Origin of the sequence: Microbacterium sp. zg.B48, assembly GCF_024623505.1 — a bacterium.
Lineage (GTDB): Bacteria > Actinomycetota > Actinomycetes > Actinomycetales > Microbacteriaceae > Microbacterium.
On the sequence record NZ_JANJFE010000003.1, the window covers coordinates 81,159 to 98,514 of the forward strand.

Annotated in this window: 15 protein-coding genes; 6 read left to right on the forward strand and 9 right to left on the reverse strand. The window is 70.5% G+C overall.

The window, feature by feature from the left end; translation table 11 throughout:
* Positions 1-53: 53 nt before the first annotated feature.
* Entirely contained in the window at positions 54-3,713 is a 3,660-nt protein-coding gene (gene mfd, locus NQ152_RS02240) for a transcription-repair coupling factor (protein WP_257522860.1), read from the reverse strand.
* Positions 3,714-3,869: 156 nt separating this feature from the next.
* On the opposite strand from mfd, the gene NQ152_RS02245 reads away from it, so the two are divergent.
* Complete coding sequence (locus NQ152_RS02245) at positions 3,870-4,469, forward strand: hypothetical protein (protein WP_257522861.1); 600 nt, start codon at positions 3,870-3,872, stop codon at positions 4,467-4,469.
* A gap of 13 nt (positions 4,470-4,482) precedes the next feature.
* Here the strand turns inward: NQ152_RS02245 and pth are convergent, their stop codons facing one another.
* Together pth and NQ152_RS02255 are read right to left on the reverse strand one after the other, a co-directional pair.
* On the reverse strand, positions 4,483-5,067 hold the full coding sequence (pth, locus tag NQ152_RS02250) for an aminoacyl-tRNA hydrolase (protein WP_257522862.1): 585 nt from the start codon (positions 5,065-5,067) through the stop codon (positions 4,483-4,485).
* A 100-nt stretch (positions 5,068-5,167) separates the two neighbouring features.
* On the reverse strand, positions 5,168-5,818 hold the full coding sequence (locus tag NQ152_RS02255) for a 50S ribosomal protein L25/general stress protein Ctc (RefSeq protein ID WP_257502334.1): 651 nt from the start codon (positions 5,816-5,818) through the stop codon (positions 5,168-5,170).
* A 244-nt stretch (positions 5,819-6,062) separates the two neighbouring features.
* On the opposite strand from NQ152_RS02255, the gene NQ152_RS02260 reads away from it, so the two are divergent.
* The gene (locus NQ152_RS02260; RefSeq protein WP_257502333.1) at positions 6,063-6,188 is read left to right on the forward strand and encodes a hypothetical protein; all 126 of its coding nucleotides are present in this window, start codon (positions 6,063-6,065) and stop codon (positions 6,186-6,188) included.
* Here the strand turns inward: NQ152_RS02260 and NQ152_RS02265 are convergent.
* Positions 6,173-6,685, reverse strand: a complete 513-nt coding sequence (locus NQ152_RS02265; RefSeq protein WP_257502332.1) for a gluconokinase — start codon at positions 6,683-6,685, stop codon at positions 6,173-6,175. The genes NQ152_RS02260 and NQ152_RS02265 overlap by 16 nt on opposite strands.
* 363 nt (positions 6,686-7,048) lie before the next feature.
* Between NQ152_RS02265 and gndA the strand changes: the two genes are divergently transcribed.
* Positions 7,049-8,524 carry an NADP-dependent phosphogluconate dehydrogenase gene (gndA, locus tag NQ152_RS02270; RefSeq protein WP_374113552.1) on the forward strand — a complete coding sequence of 492 codons (1,476 nt, stop codon included), beginning with the start codon at positions 7,049-7,051 and terminating at the stop codon, positions 8,522-8,524.
* Positions 8,525-8,541: 17 nt separating this feature from the next.
* Here the strand turns inward: gndA and NQ152_RS02275 are convergent, their stop codons facing one another.
* Complete coding sequence (locus NQ152_RS02275; RefSeq protein WP_257522863.1) at positions 8,542-9,867, reverse strand: FAD-binding oxidoreductase; 1,326 nt, start codon at positions 9,865-9,867, stop codon at positions 8,542-8,544.
* Between the two features lie 52 nt (positions 9,868-9,919).
* Complete coding sequence (locus NQ152_RS02280) at positions 9,920-10,930, reverse strand: magnesium and cobalt transport protein CorA (protein WP_257522864.1); 1,011 nt, start codon at positions 10,928-10,930, stop codon at positions 9,920-9,922.
* 43 nt (positions 10,931-10,973) lie between these two features.
* Between NQ152_RS02280 and NQ152_RS02285 the strand changes: the two genes are divergently transcribed.
* From NQ152_RS02285 to NQ152_RS02295, 3 genes are all read left to right on the forward strand, one after another.
* The gene (locus tag NQ152_RS02285) at positions 10,974-11,963 is read left to right on the forward strand and encodes an SDR family oxidoreductase (RefSeq protein ID WP_257522865.1); all 990 of its coding nucleotides are present in this window, start codon (positions 10,974-10,976) and stop codon (positions 11,961-11,963) included.
* Positions 11,964-12,040: 77 nt separating this feature from the next.
* Positions 12,041-12,775, forward strand: a complete 735-nt coding sequence (locus NQ152_RS02290; RefSeq protein ID WP_257502327.1) for a response regulator transcription factor — start codon at positions 12,041-12,043, stop codon at positions 12,773-12,775.
* A 131-nt stretch (positions 12,776-12,906) separates the two neighbouring features.
* Entirely contained in the window at positions 12,907-14,358 is a 1,452-nt protein-coding gene (locus NQ152_RS02295; RefSeq protein WP_257502326.1) for a cell wall metabolism sensor histidine kinase WalK, read from the forward strand.
* Here the strand turns inward: NQ152_RS02295 and NQ152_RS02300 are convergent.
* Genes NQ152_RS02300 through NQ152_RS02310 form a run of 3 tightly spaced genes read right to left on the reverse strand, consistent with a single transcriptional unit; the run spans position 14,345 to position 17,328 of the window.
* Positions 14,345-15,916, reverse strand: a complete 1,572-nt coding sequence (locus NQ152_RS02300; RefSeq protein WP_257522866.1) for an FAD-dependent oxidoreductase — start codon at positions 15,914-15,916, stop codon at positions 14,345-14,347. The genes NQ152_RS02295 and NQ152_RS02300 overlap by 14 nt on opposite strands.
* On the reverse strand, positions 15,913-16,827 hold the full coding sequence (locus tag NQ152_RS02305) for an FAD:protein FMN transferase (protein WP_257522867.1): 915 nt from the start codon (positions 16,825-16,827) through the stop codon (positions 15,913-15,915). The genes NQ152_RS02300 and NQ152_RS02305 overlap by 4 nt, the downstream gene beginning before the upstream one ends.
* 9 nt (positions 16,828-16,836) lie before the next feature.
* Positions 16,837-17,328, reverse strand: a complete 492-nt coding sequence (locus tag NQ152_RS02310) for an FMN-binding protein (RefSeq protein WP_257522868.1) — start codon at positions 17,326-17,328, stop codon at positions 16,837-16,839.
* Between the last annotated feature and the right edge of the window lie 28 nt (positions 17,329-17,356).

Consider the following 17,356-nt stretch of genomic DNA (forward strand, 5'->3'; position numbering starts at 1 on the left):
CGCTGCAGCCCAAGGCGCTCCGACGCGAGCGTGACCCTCGTATCGCGCGTGCGTCAGGCGTCCGCCGGAGCGTCCGCGGCCGCCGTCGCGCCAGGGATCGCCTCGGCGCTCCTCTCAGCGGTCGGCGCGGGCGCGGGCAGCGGGAACAGCTGGTCCAGCAGCTGGCGCACCCAGGCGATCAGATCCGCATCCGAGACCCGCTCGCCGCCGGCGCGCGGCATCGGGATGACGATGGCCTCGCCACCGGCCATGACCTTCGAGCTGGGATACAGCCGTTGCAGGCGCACGCGCATCGAATCGGGAAGGTTCGCCGGTGCGATCCGCAGGTTCGGGCCCATGGCGACGATGTCCGCCAGTCCGGACTGGGCGGCGCGCCGTCGCAGTCGGGCCACCGCGAGCAGGCCCTCGGCCTCGGCCGGCAGCTCACCGTAGCGATCGCGCAGCTCGTCGACGACCTCGTCGAGGGCATCTTCCTTGGCGGTGGCGGATGCCGCGGCCGACAGCTTCTGGTACGCCTCCAGTCGCAGTCGCTCGCTGTCGATGTACGACTCCGGGATACGGGCCTGCACGGGCAGCTCCAGGCGCAGTTCGGTTGGCCCCTCGGTGTCCTCGCCGCGGAACGTGGCCACGGCCTCGCCGATCATCCGCAGGTACAGGTCGAAGCCGACGCCGGCGATGTGCCCGGCCTGCTCGGCGCCGAGCAGGTTGCCCGCGCCACGCAGCTCGAGATCCTTCAGGGCGACCTGCATCCCGCTGCCGAGGTCGTTGTTGACGGCGATGGTCTCCAGCCGGTCGGCCGCCGTCTCGGACAGCGGCTTGTTCTCGTCGTACAGGAAGTAGGCGTAGGCGCGCTCGCGGGCACGGCCGACCCGTCCGCGCAGCTGGTGCAGCTGGGACAGACCGTACTTGTCGGCCCTGTCGATGATGATCGTGTTGGCGTTGGCGATGTCCAGCCCGGTCTCGATGATCGTGGTGGACACCAGGACGTCGGCGCGTCTCTCCCAGAAATCGTCCACGACCTGCTCGAGGGCGTGCTCCCCCATCTGACCGTGCGCCACCGCGATGCGAGCTTCGGGGACGAGCTCGGCCAGGTGGGCGGCGACCCGCTGGATCGAGGAGACCCGGTTGTGCACGTAGAAGATCTGTCCCTCGCGGAGCAGCTCGCGGCGGATGGCGGCGGCGATCTGCTTGTCGTTGCGCGCCCCGACGTACGTCAGGATCGGATGCCGGTCCTCGGGCGGGGTCTGCAGGGTCGACATCTCGCGGATGCCGGTCACCGCCATCTCGAGCGTGCGCGGGATGGGGGTGGCGCTCATCGCGAGGATGTCGACGTTGGTCTTGAGCTTCTTCAGCTTGTCCTTGTGCTCGACGCCGAACCGCTGCTCCTCGTCGATGATCAGCAGCCCGAGGTCTTTGAAGATCACACCCTCGGTGAGGATCCGGTGCGTTCCGATGACCATGTCCACCGTGCCGTCGGTGATGCCGGTGAGGGTGGCACGGGCTTCCTTGTCGGTCTGGAATCGGGACAGTGCGCGCACCTGCACCGGGAACCCGGCGAAGCGCTCGGTGAAGGTCTCGATGTGCTGCTTGACCAGCAGCGTCGTGGGCACCAGCATCGCGACCTGCTTGCCGTCCTGGATCGCCTTGAAGGCGGCGCGGACCGCCACCTCCGTCTTGCCGAATCCGACGTCGCCGGACAGCAGCCGGTCCATCGGGATGGGCTTTTCCATGTCCGCTTTGATCTCGTCGATGGTCTGCAGCTGATCGGGTGTCTCGGCGAACGGGAACGCCTCCTCGAGCTCGCGCTGCCAGGGCGTGTCCGGACCGAATGCGTAGCCCTTCGCGGCCATGCGCGCGGAGTAGAGCTTGACGAGTTCGACGGCGATGTCACGGACCGCCCTGCGTGCTTTGCCCTTCGCCTGGGACCAGTCGCTGCCGCCCATCTTCGACAGGGTGGGCGCCTCGCCGCCGACGTATTTGGAGAGCAGATCGAGCTGATCGGTCGGCACGAACAGCTTGTCGCCGGGGTAGCCTCGCTTGGCCGGCGCGTACTCGAGCACCAGATACTCCCGCACGCTCTTGACCGGATTGCGTCCGCCGCTGGAGACCTCCCGCTGGGTGAGCTCGACGAATCGGCCGATGCCGTGCGTCACGTGCACGACGTAGTCACCGGCCTTCAGCTGGAGCGGATCGACCACATTGCGACGACGCGAGGCCAGCTTCTTGACCAGGCGCTGGTCGCTGCCGATGGTCCGCCCGTAGAACTCGGACTCGGTCAGCACCGCGAGCTTGGCATCGGCGGACTCGAACCCGCGCTCCAAGGTGGACAGCACCACGTGCGCCACGCCGGGCTCGGGGGGCTCGAGGACGTCATCGACGCGGCGGGCCGCGATCCCGCGTTCGGCCAGCACGTCACGCGCGCGCTCGACCAGCCCGGCGCCGGATGCCGTGACCACGACCCGCCAGCCATCGGCCAGGAGCGCGCCGACGTGTGCGGTGGCGCCGTCGACGTTGCCCTGGAATGAGGGCACCGAGGCCCCCCGTACGCGGATCTCCGCCCCGGCACCGACGCCGGAGGATTCCAGAAGTCCCTCGTCCGAGGCATCCGCGGCACCGGAGTCGAACGCGCTCAGCGTCCACCAGGCGATGCGGTGCCGGCCGGCGTCGGCGCGCAGCTCCGGCAGGCTGACGAAGTCCCCCGACCCGATATCGACAGGGCTGGCCGCTCCGGCCGTGGCCGCGCTCCAGGCGGCTTCCAAGAACTCACGGTTCGTCTCCAGCAGCGTGACCGCCCGGGTGACCGAGCGCTCCGGGTCCACCAGGGCGATGGCCGATCCTTCCGGCAGATAGTCCACCACCGTGACGATGTCATCGACGAGGGCGGGGATCAGCGACTCCATGCCCTCGGCCGGAATCCCCTCCGCCATCTTCTCGAGCATTCCGCGGATGCCGGGGAAGCCGTCTTGGAGCTGACGGGCGCGATCGCGCACAGCCTGGGTCAGCAGAAGCTCGCGGCTGGCCGGCAGCTCGACGGCCGGGACATCCCCGGGCAGCGAACGCTGGTCGGCGACCGAGAACGCCCGGATCTGGTCGACCTCGTCGCCGAAGAACTCGACCCGGTAGGGGTGGTCGGCGATCGGAGGGAACACATCGAGGATGCCGCCGCGCAACGCGAACTCGCCGCGCCGCGAGACCATGTCCACCCGGTGATAGGCCAGCTCGACCAGACGCGCCGAGACCTCGGTCAGATCGTGCCCGCGCTCGCCGACGGCCAGGTGCACCTCCCCGGCGTCGGCCAGACCGGCGGCGAGGGGCTGCAATGCCCCGCGCACGGACGAGGTGACCACCAGCGGCGTCTTCCCGTCCCAGCGCGCGATCCGTCGCAGGACATCCAGACGCCGGCCGACCGTCTCCGGGCTGGGGCTCAGTCGCTCGTGCGGCAATGTCTCCCATGCCGGGAAGTGCAGCACTTCGGCACCGGGAAGCAGCGCCTCCAGGGCGGGACCGAGCGATTCCGCCCTGCGGCCGGTGGGCGCGACGACGAACAGGGCGCCGACGCGGCCGCCGGCTCGCCTCTTCTCGAGCAGCGACGCGAGCAGCGGTGCGCCGAGCCCCTCGACGAGCGAGAAGTCGGCATCCACGGATGCCGCGGCAACCGCATCCCGGAACGACTCCGCCTGCTCGAGGGCGCGCACGATCCCGGGAACTGTCACCGGACGAGTCTACGGCCGATGACGGACACCGTGCCTTCCGCGGGGCCGCCCACCGGGCCGACCCGGGCATCCGGCCCGCCCCCAACCCGCGGACGCGACAGGGCCGCCCGGTCGCGGCGCCCGGATCGAGGGCGCGGGGCTCGTAGGATGAGTGCCGTGAGCGACCCCGTGACGCCCAGCCGACCGATCCCGCACGCGCCGTCCGACCCCGGTGCGCCGTCGCTGCCGCCCACGGCTCGCCCGTACACCCCTCCCTATGCGGCCCCCGAGCACGTGTCCGGGCCGCCGCAGGGTTTCGCGCCACCCCCCGGCTATGCCGCACCGCTCCAGGGGTACGGCCCGTACGCGCCGCCCACGCCCCGCCGCCCCGCAGGGCGCCCCTGGCTCGGCACCGTCGCCTTCTGGCTGGCCATGACCGCGGCCCTGGGGGCGACCGCGCTCGGCGCCGTCGCGGCCTACAACATCGGGCTCGGCACCGGCCGGGACCTCGCGCTCAGTCCCGGCGACATCGACTTCGACTGGTCCATCCTCACCCCGGTGCGCGAATGGGTGCTCATCGGCGAGCTCGCGTTCTGGGCCGGCACGGTGCTGGGCATCTGGGCGCTCGTGCAGGGCATCGTCGCGACCGTCAAGAACCGCGGACGAGGATGGGCCATCGCCGCGATCGTGATCGCCGCGATCGGCCCGGTCGCGTTCAGCATCGGCGTCCAGGGCCTCCTCGCGGCGGGGTTCGCCACCGGCGCGTCGCTGTCCTGACCCCGGCCCGGGGCTACGTGCGCGGCGCGTGGTGCTTCTGCTGCGCCGCCAGCAATCCCTCATCGACCAGCTGCTCCACGGCATCGGCGGCGTCCGCCAGCAGGATCGGCAGGTTCTTGCGCTCCGCGGCGCCGAACGGGTCCAGCACCCACTCCGCGGGATCCTGGCGGCCGTCGGGGCGGCCGATGCCCACGCGCACGCGGGCGAAATCGGGAGTGTCGAGTGCTTTGGCGACGTCGCGGACGCCGTTGTGGCCGCCGTGTCCGCCGCCGACCTTGAGTTTGATCACGTCGAACGGGATGTCCAGCTCGTCGTGCACGACCACGACATGCTCGGGGTCCACTCCGTAGAACCGGGCGAGCCCCGCCACCGGTCCCCCGGAGACGTTCATGAACGTGTTCGGCTTGGCCAGCACGAGCTTCGCACCGCCGGGGCGCAGCCAGGTCTCGGCGACGCGTGCGTTGGCCTTATGCGCGCGGAAGCTCTCGCCGCGACGCGCGGCCAACTCGTCCAGGACCATCTGCCCCACGTTGTGCCGGGTCGGCGCGTAGCGCGGTCCGGGGTTGCCCAGACCGACGATCAGCCACGTGTCTGCCATGACCTCATCCTGCCGCGTGAGTGCCCGGCGGCGCCGGGCGGTCAGTTCCGTCCAACAGGAAAGGGGGCACGGAATCCGCACCCCCTTCCTGAAATCGGTTCTACTCGGAGGCCGAACCGGACTCTTCGGACTCTTCGGACTGCTCGGCGGCCAGGGCGGCGTCCGCCTCGGCGATCTCGTCCTCTGCGGCGAGTGTGGACGACGGGATCGAGACCGCGACGATCAGCGTCTCGGGGTCGACCGCCAGCGATGCACCCTTCGGAAGCTTCAGGTCGGCCGCCGTGATGTGAACGCCCTCCTCGAGGCCTTCGACGTCGACCTCGATGCGCTCGGGGATGTGGGTGGCCTCCACCTCGAGCAGCACGGTGTTCGCGTCCTGCGCCGCGATGGTGCCGGGCGCGGACTCGCCGATGACCGAGATGGGCACGTCGACCTGGATCTTCTCGCCCTTGCGCACGACCAGCAGGTCGATGTGCTCGATGATCTGGTGCACCGGGTCCTTCTGCACGTCCTTGACCAGCGTGAGGTGCTGCGTGCCCTCGACGTCCAGCTCGAGCAGCGCGTTGGCGCGGCGGATCAGCAGCGCGACCTGGTGGCCCGGAAGCGCGACGTGCACCGGGGTGGTGCCGTGCCCGTAGATGACGGCGGGGATCTTGCCGGCGGCGCGCAGGCGACGTGCGAAGCCCTTGCCGAAGTTCTCGCGAACCTCGGCGTGAACCTTGGAGTCGATCTCTTTGGTGTCAGTAGACATGGTTCTCCTTGCGGGCACACGGCCCGGTCTGATGTCGGGCCCACTGGCCCGGGTATGGGGGTCTGCATTCGACTCGAACGCGAGCGCGTGAGGAAAGCCGTGAGCCTGCATCACTGCGTCGATCACGGATGCCGCATCCGGCCGGTCGGGCCGGCGCGAGTCATCCCTCGCCGAAGTTCAAGGTCCCAGTCTATCAGCGGCCCCGCTACGATGAGGACGCCCCATTTCGCCACCCGGAGGATCCATGCTCGACACGCAGCTCGCCACCTCGATCCTCGTCGGCACGGTCGCCGCCATCGCCGGACTGGGCCTGATCGGCACCGTCCTGGCCTTCTGGTCGCTGGGGCGCGCCGGCTACCGCAAGGACTGACGCAGCCGCGCCGCGATGTCCGCGACGAGGTCCCCGGGCGGTGCGGACACGTCTGCGCGCAGGCCGGTCTCGTCCTGGGCCAGCGGCTCCAGTGTGGCGAACTGCGACTCCAGCAGGGCAGCCGGCATGAAGTGATCGGCTCGCGCGTCCGCGCGCTGTCGCAGCAGCTCGCGGGAGCCGTCGAGGTGCACGAACACCACCGTCGGCTCGACCGCGCGGATCCGGTCGCGGTACTCCCGGCGCAGCGCGCTGCACGCCATCACCAGACCCGTTCGCCGATGCCCGGCGAACTGCTCGCCGACGGCATCCAGCCACGGCCGGCGGTCGATGTCGGCCAGCGGGATCCCCGCCGCCATCTTCGCCCGGTTCGCGTCCGAGTGCAGGTCGTCCGCGTCCACGAAAGGGACCCGCATCGTCCGGGCGAGGGCCGCCCCGACGGTGGACTTGCCGGCCGCCGATACCCCCATGACGCAGACCAGCGGGGTTTCCGGGATCACCGCTGCTCCCTCATCGCATCGGCAGCCGGCCGGCCGGCTCCGGCGAACGCCGCCGACGCGAGACGGGCGAGGCGGCACGGTTCGGGCATCCTCCGATGCTATCCGGCGGTGATGCTGCCGCCGCGGGGACCGCGTGGTCGCGGCGGCGCGAGAACCTCCCGTGGGCGCCCGACGTCCCTATGCTGATCTGGTGGGCGCGTGGCCCGCTGCCCACCTTCGCAACAAACCTCTGGCCCCTAAGGAGTAGGCGTGTCCTCGAACGAGAAGTCGGCAGAGACCAACATTTCCCACGACCGTGAGGACGCCCCCGACTCCGCGCCGCAGCACACCGCGGCACCGGCGCCGGAGGACGTCCCACTCGAGATTGGGGACGCGCAGCGCCCCGGGGTGCCGAGCGTAGGTCCCGCCAACATCGGTGTGGTCGGTCTCGCGGTGATGGGCTCGAACCTCGCCCGCAACCTCGCCAGCCGCATCGGCAACACCGTGGCGATCCACAACCGCAGCCGCGGAAAGACCGATCTGCTGCTCGCCGAGCACCCGGAGGCCGGGTTCGTGCCCTCCTACGACTACGAGGAGTTCGCGGCGTCGCTGCAGAAGCCGCGGACGGCCATCATCATGGTCAAGGCCGGTGCCGCCACGGATGCCGTCATCGACGCGCTGGTGGGCGTGTTCGAACCGGGCGACATCATCGTCGACGGTGGCAACGCGCTGTTCACGGACACGATCCGTCGCGAGAAGGCGGTCCGCGAGACCGGCATCAACTTCGTCGGCATGGGCGTGTCAGGCGGCGAGGAAGGTGCGCTGCTGGGCCCGTCGCTGATGCCCGGCGGTTCGGACGAGTCCTGGCAGACGCTGGGTCCGATCCTGAAGTCCATCGCCGCGATCGCCGAGGGCGAGCCGTGCGTGACCCACGTCGGACACGACGGCGCCGGCCACTTCGTGAAGATGGTGCACAACGGCATCGAGTACGCGGACATGCAGCTGATCGCCGAGGCATACGATCTGATCCGTCGCGGCACCGGCCGGACGCCGGCGCAGATCGCGGAGGTGTTCGCCGCGTGGAACGAGGGCGAACTGGAGTCGTACCTGATCGAGATCACCGCCGAGGTGCTCAGGCAGGTCGACGCGGAGACCGGGCAGGCGCTGGTCGATGTCATCCTCGACCAGGCCGGCGCCAAGGGCACCGGGGCATGGACGGTGCAGACCGCGCTGAACCTCGGCGTGCCGGTCTCGGGAATCGCCGAAGCGGTGTTCGCCCGTTCGCTCTCCAGCCACCCCGAGCAGCGCGCCGTGTCCGCCGACCTGCCCGGACCGACCGAGGCCCTGTCCGTCGCCGACCAGGACGCGTTCATCGAGGACGTGCGCCTGGCCCTGTACGCGTCCAAGTTCGTCGCCTACTCTCAGGGTTTCGACGAGATTCGCGCCGGCGCGGCGGAGTACGACTGGGCGATCGACCTGGGGGCCATCTCGAAGATCTGGCGCGGCGGCTGCATCATCCGCGCGCAGTTCCTCAACCGCATCGCCGACGCGTACGCGCAGACGCCCGACCTGCCGGTTCTGCTCACCGCACCGTACTTCGTGGACGCCCTCACGCGTGCACAGGACTCGTGGCGCCGGATCGTCGCGACCGCGGCGGCGGCCGGCATCCCCGCCCCCGCGTTCTCCTCCTCGCTGTCGTACTACGACGGGCTGCGCGCGAAGCGCCTGCCGGCGGCCTTGATCCAGGGCCAGCGCGACTTCTTCGGGGCGCACACCTACAAGCGCATCGACAAGCCCGGCACCTTCCACACGCTCTGGTCCGGCGACCGCAGCGAGATCGAGGCCGAGGACACGCACTGACGTTCGGCGGCGCCCGCTCAGTCCGGTCTGATGTTGTGGTTCCGGCGGAACACGTTCGCGGGGTCCCACTCGCGCTTCACCGCGGCAAGGCGCGCCATCGTGTCGGCTGAGAACATGTGCGAGACCAGGCCGGGCTCGGTGGACATCGTGAAGTTGCCGTAGAACCCGTCGCCCAGCGCCTCGATGGCGTCCCAGTCCGCAGCGACCCGCGAGCGCCCGGCGTCATCGAGCATCCCGGGGATGTCGAAGGCCATCGCCATGGCGAACCACGTGGCGTCGCGGGCGGGGAACGCAGTCGCCTCCTGTGGGACATCGCCATACGCGCCGCCCAGCGAACGCAGCAGCAGCACCGACGCCGGGTTCGCCGCTCGGAAGGACGCAAGCCGCTCGATGGCGTCCTCGCTCAGTTCCCGCAGGAGCGTGTTGCCTCCGATCAGGCCGGGCATCGGCTGATCGGCCTCTGCCGGCGGCGCCTCGATCAGGATGCCCGGATAGGAGCGCGCCCCGAATTCGACCGCTTCCACGCCGTCCAGAGCGAGAAGCGGCGCGAGCGCGGCGCGGGCGGCGGCTTCGTCAGCGCCCGCCCAGCATGCCGAAACGCTCGCGCCGGCTGCAGCGTTCGGATCCATCGGCGGGACGTCCATGTACGTGACCGTCAGCTCCCGTGGGGCCTGCTTCATGACCTCCCGCAGCGCACGCAGCATGGGCTCGGCCGGACCGGTCACGGCCAGCGTGGCGAACACGACCGCGGGCAGTTCGTGCGCGCGGAAGTCGAAGCGCGTGACAACGCCGAAGTTGCCTCCCCCACCCCGCAGCGCCCACATCAGCTCGGGATGCGAGGCATCGGTCGCCTCGATCAGCGCACCCGCTGCGCTGACGATCTGGACCCCGACAAGCTGGTCCGCGGCCAGGCCCCACGACCGCACCATCCAGCCGATGCCTCCGCCGAGGGTGAGGCCGCCGACACCGACCGAAGCGGTGTCGCCCGAGCTGAGACCGAGCCCGTGCTGGGCGAGCACTCCGGCGACGTGCCCCCAGACCGCGCCGCCGCCCACCCGCACGAGCGTGCCGTCCACCTCCACCTCGCTCAGCGCGGCGAGGTCCAGGGTCAACCCGCCGGGGAGTGCGCCCCAGGCGCTGTGACCGCCGCCGCGCACCGCGATCGGGACGCCCTCCGCTGAGGCCCAGCGCACCGCGGCCGCCACGTCGTCGACCGAGGCGGCGCGCACGATCACATCCGGTTGGCCGACGCCGGAATGGAAGTGCCGCGCCGCCTCCCACCCGTCATCCCCCGGAGCCAGAGCGCGTCCGGGCAGTTCAGAAATCAGCCCATCGATTCGCATCGCACAGACGATACCGGAGGGGCCCGACACGGGTCGAGACCCGTGCGGACGGCTAGAGCCAGCCGCGGCGCTTGAAGATCGCGTACAGCGTCACGCTGGTGCACAGCATCGCCAGCAGCGCCAGCGGATAGCCGAAGGTCCAGTGCAGCTCCGGCATGTTGTCGAAGTTCATGCCGTAGATGGTGCCGACCAGCGTCGGAGCGAACAGGATCGCTGCCCAGCCGGAGACCTTCTTGACCTGTTCGTTCTGCTGCAGCCCGGCCTCGGTCATGCGCCGCATCGCCTCGTTGTTCTGCTGCTCCACCAGGCTGGTGTGGATGGTGAGGGCATTGTCGAGGGTGTGCCGGAAAGCATCGACGCGGTCGACGATGTGCCCGGCCCGATCGCCGAGCTCCCGGAATGCGGGCGCGTCGCGTCCGTCCGCCTCGTCGGCGAACAGCACTTGCAACCGCTCGAAGATGTCCAGCAGCGGCGAGGTGGCGTGCTGCAGGTCGATCACCTCCCGCTGGAGTCCAAAGATGCGCCGGGACACGTCCGGCACCTGGGAGAACAGCTCCTGCTCGATCTCGTCGATGTCGTTCTCCACGCCGTCAACGACCGGTCCGTACGCGTCCAGGACCCGGCTCAGCAGCGCCCACACGATGCCGTACGTGCCCTTCGCGAGGATCGTCGGATGCTCTTCGAGCTCCGCCCGCACACCCCGGACGTCGATGTCGTCATCCTGCACCGTGACGATGAAGTCGTCCCCCACGAAGAAGTCGACCTCCGCGAACTCGACGGTCTCGGTCTCATCGACGTACGCGGCCGGCTGCACCACGAGGAACGACATGCGGCCGAATCGTTCGAACTTCGCACGCTGGTGCCCGCGCAGGCTGTCCTTGACGGCGAGCGGGTGCAGATCCAGCAGCGTCTGCAGCTCACCCAGCTCGTCGGCATCCGGTGAGCGCAGCGCGATCCACACCATGCCGCCCTCCGTGCGTGCCTGCCGGATCGCCTCGGCGGGCGGGGCGCCTTCGCCGATGCGTGTACTGCCGACGTACACCGCGGAATCGATCAGAGCCATGCGTGCCACCTTAAGCGCCGGAGGCGGCCGCTAGGGTCAGTGCATGGCAGCCACCCGCATCCTTTTCCTCGGCGGCACCGGCACGATCAGCTCGGCCTGCGTCCGCCGCTCCCTGCTCCTCGGCCACGACGTCACGGTGCTGAATCGGGGCTCTGGGCGCAGACCCGTGCCCGACGGCGTGCGGGAACTGGTCGCAGACATCCGCGATGCCGATGCGGTGCAGCGTGCGGTCGGCCAGGACCGGTTCGATGTGATCGCCCAGTTCCTCGCCTTCACACCGCAGCACGTGCAGTCCGATCTGGCCGGATTCGAGGGGCACTGCGGTCAGTACGTGTTCATCAGTTCGGCATCGGCCTATCAGAAGCCGCCGCAGCGGCTTCCCGTCACCGAGTCCACGCCGCTGCGCAATCCGTTCTGGCAGTACTCCCGCGACAAGATCGCCTGCGAGGATCTTCTGGTCGAGGCGTACCGCGATCGCGGATTCCCGGTGACCATCGTGCGTCCGTCGCACACGTACGACGAGCGGCTGCTGCCCACGATGGGCGGCTGGACGGACATCTCCCGTATGCGCCGGGGCAAGCCCGTGGTGATCCACGGCGACGGGACCAGCCTGTGGACGCTCACCCACAGCGACGACTTCGCGGTGGGCTTCGCCGGCCTGCTCGCCAACCCGGCCGCGATCGGCGAGGCCTTCACCATCACCGGCACTCACGCGCCCACCTGGAACCAGATCTACCGATGGCTGGCGGATGCCGCCGGCGTGCCGGACCCGGACTTCGTGCACGTCGCTTCGGAGGCGATCGCCGCCCGCTCTGCGGAGCTCGGGCCGGGCCTGCTCGGAGACAAGTCGCATTCGATGCTCTTCGACATCGGCAAGGTCACCGCGCTGGTCCCCGAGTTCCGCACCACCATCACGTTCGACGAGGGTGCGCGCCGCATTCTCGCCCATTTCGACGCGCACCCCGCGGAACAGGCCGTGGACGCGGAGCGGGACGCCGTTTTCGACGGATTGGCCGCCTACGCCCGCTCCTGACCCCTCCGGCCGGATCTCACAGCCACTGCATAGCTGGCTCCACAGGAACTGCATAGGTGAGCGAGCACAATGGCCTCATGGCCGCCACAGCTCTCGCCCCCGCACTCCGCCGCCCGGACGGCACCGCCCTGCGCGTGCTCGTCGTGGATGACGAGCAGATGCTCACCGATCTGCTGTCCATGGCGCTGCGCATGGAGGGCTGGGAGGTCCGCACCGCCGGCTCCGGATTCGAGGCGCTTCAGGCCGCGCGCGACTTCCAGCCGGATGCGATGGTCCTGGACGTCATGATGCCCGACCTCGACGGGATGGCCGTGCTGCAGCGCCTGCGCCATTCGGGCAACGACGTGCCCGTGCTCTTCCTCACCGCCAAGGACGCCGTGGCCGACCGTGTCGCGGGGCTCACGGCCGGCGGGGATGACTACGTCACCAAGCCGTTCAGCCTCGAAGAGGTCGTGGCGCGTCTGCGCGGGCTGATGCGTCGTGCCGGCACCGCCCAGTCCGCCGACGCCGAGCCGATCCTGCGCGTCGGCGACCTCACCCTGAACGAGGACAGCCACGAGGTCGAGCGCGGCGGCGACCAGATCGAACTGACCGCCACCGAATTCGAGCTGCTGCGCTTCCTCATGCGCAACCAGCGTCGCGTCGTGTCGAAGGCGCAGATCCTCGACCGCGTCTGGCACTACGACTTCGGCGGACGCTCCAGCGTCGTCGAGCTGTACATCTCGTACCTGCGGAAGAAGATCGACCAGGGTCGCGAACCGCTGATCCACACCGTTCGCGGCGTCGGGTACATGATCAAGGCCCCGCAGTGACCGCAGCCCCCGCCACGGGTCCGGTACCGCTCGCGGCGCCCCCGACGGACGCCGACGACGACGCTCGTGACGAGGCACCGCCCCCTGCGCCGCGGCGCGCACGTCATCGGTGGAGTCTGCAGACGCGTCTGATGGCGACGGTCATCGGCATCGTCTCCCTCATCCTGGTGATCGTCGCGATCGCGACCAGCGCCGCCCTGGGCCGCGTCCTGGAAGCGAACCTCGACGCCCGCCTGGAGAACGCCGCCCAGCAGGCCGGTCAGTCCCTGCAGACGCCCCAGTTCCCGCTCACCGTCCGGGATGCATTCGACGTACTGGCCGAAGGTCCGCAGGAACCGGGCTTCCTCTTCGTCGTCCAGTCGGTCAGCGGCGGGGTGTCCGGCGCGTACATCGGCGGCGACGGCGAGGTCGTCCGTCTCAGCGACGACCAGATCGCCGGTGTCGTGGACGCGATCGACGAGGGCGGTTTCACGACCATCTCGCTGGGGGATGACATCGGCGATTACCGCATCCGCCTGGTGCAGGGAGACAACTTCATCGGGATCGCGGGACTGCCGGTCTCGGAGGTGCGCAGCACGATCGCGGCCACGCTGACGACCATCACCCTGGTCACCGCGGGAGGTCTGCTCCTGCTGGCCGCGGCCATCGCGTTCGTGATCCGCGCAGGGCTCAAGCCGCTGCGTGCAGTGGCCGACACCGCGACGCGCGTGGCCGCCCTGCCGCTGGCCGAGGGCGCCGTCTCGATCACCGAGCGCGTGCCGGACGATGAGACGGACGAGCACACCGAGATCGGACGCGTCGGGCACGCGCTGAACACGCTGCTGGACCACGTCGGCGAGTCGCTGGACGCCCGCCAGCGCAACGAGGAGCGGATGCGTCGATTCGTGGCCGACGCCAGCCATGAGCTGCGCACGCCGCTGGCCTCCATCCGCGGCTACTCCGAGCTGTCGCTGCGCGCGCTGCGCCACGGGGATGCCGCGTCGGAGGATCAGAACACCGTGACGTCGCTGGAGCGCATCCAGGCGCAGTCGATCCGGATGACCCGGCTCGTCGAGGACCTGCTGCTGCTGGCCCGACTGGACGAAGGGCAGGAGCTCGTCTACGGCACCGTCGACCTGTCGCGACTGGCGATCGAGGCGATCGCCGATGTGCGCCCTGCGGGCCCGGACCACCGGTGGGAGCTCGATGTCGGCGAGGAGCCGGTGGTCATCACGGGCGACGCCGCCCGGCTGCACCAGGTGCTGGGCAATCTGCTCGCCAATGCGCGCACGCACACGCCGGCGGGCACCCACGTCACGCTCACGGTCGCGCGCGAGGGGACGGATGCCGTGATCCGCGTGCACGATGACGGTCCCGGCGTGGATCCGGCGATCGCCGACGAGCTGTTCGACCGGTTCTCACGAGCCGACCGCTCACGCGCCCGCCAGACCGGCGGCACCGGATTGGGCCTTTCCATCGCGCGGGCGATCGTGGCCGCGCACGGCGGCGCTCTGACCGTGCGCAGCAGCCCTGGAGACACCACGTTCGAGGTGCGGCTGCCGGTCACTCCGCCCGCTGCCGCTGCCGAGGTCAGTACCCGCTGAAGGCGTCGGTGGTGATGGAGCGCGCCCGCTCGAGCGCGGGAGCGAGGTCCGCGATCAGCCCGGCGGGACCCGAGATGTAGGCGTGGCGGGCCGCGATGTCGGGCACGACCTGCAGCAGGCCCTCCGCGTCGAGGCGGACACCGCGGGCCCACAGCCAGTGGCGCGGCAGGTCCCGCGGCTGGTCGCGCGTGAAGACCACGACCGGCACACCGGATGCCTCCAGCTCCTCGCGGAACGCGAGCTCGGCCGCTTCGGCGGCGACGTACACCAGGACGACGTCGCGGTCTTCGCCGGCAAGGCGCGCATGCCGCAGCTGCGAGACGAACGGCGTGATCCCGATGCCGGCGGCGACCATCAACACCGCGCTGGTGGGCTTCTTCGGGAGGACGAAATCTCCCCACACTCCGGTGACGGCCAGAGCATCCCCCGTGGAGATCTGGGCCAGGGCCTTCTTGTACGAGCTCTGCGATTTCGCGCCGGGCACCTCGCGGAAGGCCACCGACAGCAGCGGCAGGTCTTCGGGTGCCGAGGCGATGCTGAACTCACGGCGAGTCCCCCGCGCGTCGGGATGGCGGTGCGGCACGTCCAACTCCAGGTACTGACCGGGGATGAATGCGAGACGGCGACGCGCCCGGAAGGTCAGCAGGTGCACCGTCGGAGTCAGCAGCACGCGCGACTCCAAGGCCAGCTTCACCGCCGAGCGGGCGGAGAACGCGAACACGAACGCCAGCAGGTTGCCGATCAGCAGAGCGCGCTCCTGGCCGAGGCTGATCGCACCGAGGTCGATCGGCCACCCCACCAGCACGCCGACCAGACCGGCGACGGTGAACTGCTGCCACCGGCGCGGCGGCAGGGTCAGCGGCTCGGAGAGCATGAATGCGCCGAGGAACAGGATCGGCGAGGACCACAGCAGCGGCCACAGCACATCGCCGATCTGCACCGGCAGTCCTGCGGCCTGATACTGCGCCGACGTGCGCAGCACGCCGACCGCCACCGCAGCGACGACGAAGACCGCGATGACGCGCACCTTCTCGGTGCGCACCAGCACCGCCAGGCCGAGGAGGATCACCGGCCCGGCCAGCACCGGCGTGCCGACCCACCACGACGATGCCCCCAGGCTGGGCACCGCGACAGCCACGACGGTCAGCACGGTCGCGCCCACGGCGGCCGGATTGAAGATGTGCCGTCCGCGCCAGGCCAGCACGTATTTGGAGAGGGATGCCGCGGCCCCGGCGAGCGCGATCCCGGCCAGCCCGGCCGGATCGAGCGTGGGGCGCAGCACGAACAGCAGTATCGCCGCTGTGATCAGCGAGGACTCCAGCCGCCAGGGCAGCCGCACGACCGCCTGGGCGGCGGCATCCACACCGGCGCACACCACGGTCAGCACCACGGCCGTCACCAGCAGCTCCCCCGGTGTCGGCGCCACCAGCCCGAAGACCGAGGCGATCAGTGCCAGGACGGACAGTACGCCCAGAGCGAGCAGCGCGAGCCGGTACATCGAGACGCGTCCGAGCACCGCGAAGACGCGATTCCACAGCGAGGTGAAGGTTCCGATCACGCGAACAACTCTGCCGTACTGCCGGGCGACCACTCGACGCGGCCGTCCGTGCTCATGCGCACCCACTCGACACGCCATTGCGCGGCCAGCTGGGGGCCTCCGTCGAAGAACAGTGCGGTGGCGATCGCGTCGGCGCGCATCGCGGGGCTCGGCTGCGAAGCCGGGGCGATCGCCCAGGTGGCCGCGATGGTGCGCACCGGCTCCCCTGTGCGCGCATCCAGCACGTGGTGCAGGCCCTCGCCCCAGCTGCGCCGGTTCGTCGCCGAGGCGCACAGCGCGGCATCCGTCACCTCGACGACCCCGATCGCGCGCCGCGCGTCGTACGGGTGCTCCAGTCCGATGCGGTGCGGGCCGCCGCGCACGACCATGTCCCCGCTCGCGTCGACGACCAGGCCGTCCCGCGTCCACGGCTCGAGCGCCTCGGCGACCCGATCCACCAGACGCCCCTTCCCGAGGGCGCCGACGTCCAGGACGGCCGGCTCGGTCAGGCGCAGCATCCCGCCATCCCACGAGAGCACGTCCTGCCAGTTCGCCGGCGCGGGTGCGGCGCCCCGGTCGACCAGACGGTACCCGGCGTCATACCCGTGCGCCTCCAGCGAGGCTCCCACCAGTGGGTTGACGGCGCCGGCTGTGGCCGCGCTGAGCGCATCGAACGCGTCGAGCATGGCGGAGGCATCGGGCGGTGCCGGCACCGCCTCCGCGCCGCCGGCCAGCGCCGCGACCAGCGAGTCGCTGCGGAATCGCGACCACTGCCGGTCGAACTCCGCGATCACGCCGAGGACGGCCACGCGGGCGCGTGCGTCGAGCGGCGCGGGTGTGTCGATCTGCCAGCGGGTGCCGATCGCGTCGAATCGCCAGACGGCAGGCCTCGCGGCGCCGGCAGAGCGTCCGGCGTCATCCGGTGGTGCCATGGCGAGCCGCTACGCCGCAGCTTCGAACTTGATCGTCTCGATCGCCTGGTTGAAGCCGCCGCTGGTCAGCGACGATCCGGCGACCCTGCTGACCGCGATCTCGTCGATGTCCCTTCCCACCACGGCGTCGGCGATCCCGCCGATGAAGCGCCCTTGATACTCTTCGGATTCGCGCTTCTGGGGATCCCCGACGACGGACACCTCCGCGATCACATCGTCCTCCAGGTTGACGGTGACCGTGATCGTCTCGACCGATTCGGGTGTGGCGTAGGAGCCGTCGGCGGTGTACGTGCCGTCCGCGTACGTGCTGTCCCCGGGCGGGGCTGCCGGCTCGGACGCGCCCGAGCCCGGGGCGGAGCTTCGGCTCGGGCCGGCAGCGGGTGCCTCGGTGCCGCCCCCGGCGTCCGTGGGGGCGCACCCGGCGAGGGCGAACGTCGCGGCCACGGCGGCCACGCCTGCCCCGATGCGGAGGGGGCGCGGTACTGCGTCGGTGCGGATCATGGTGGTCCTCCTGCGATGCCTGACGGTG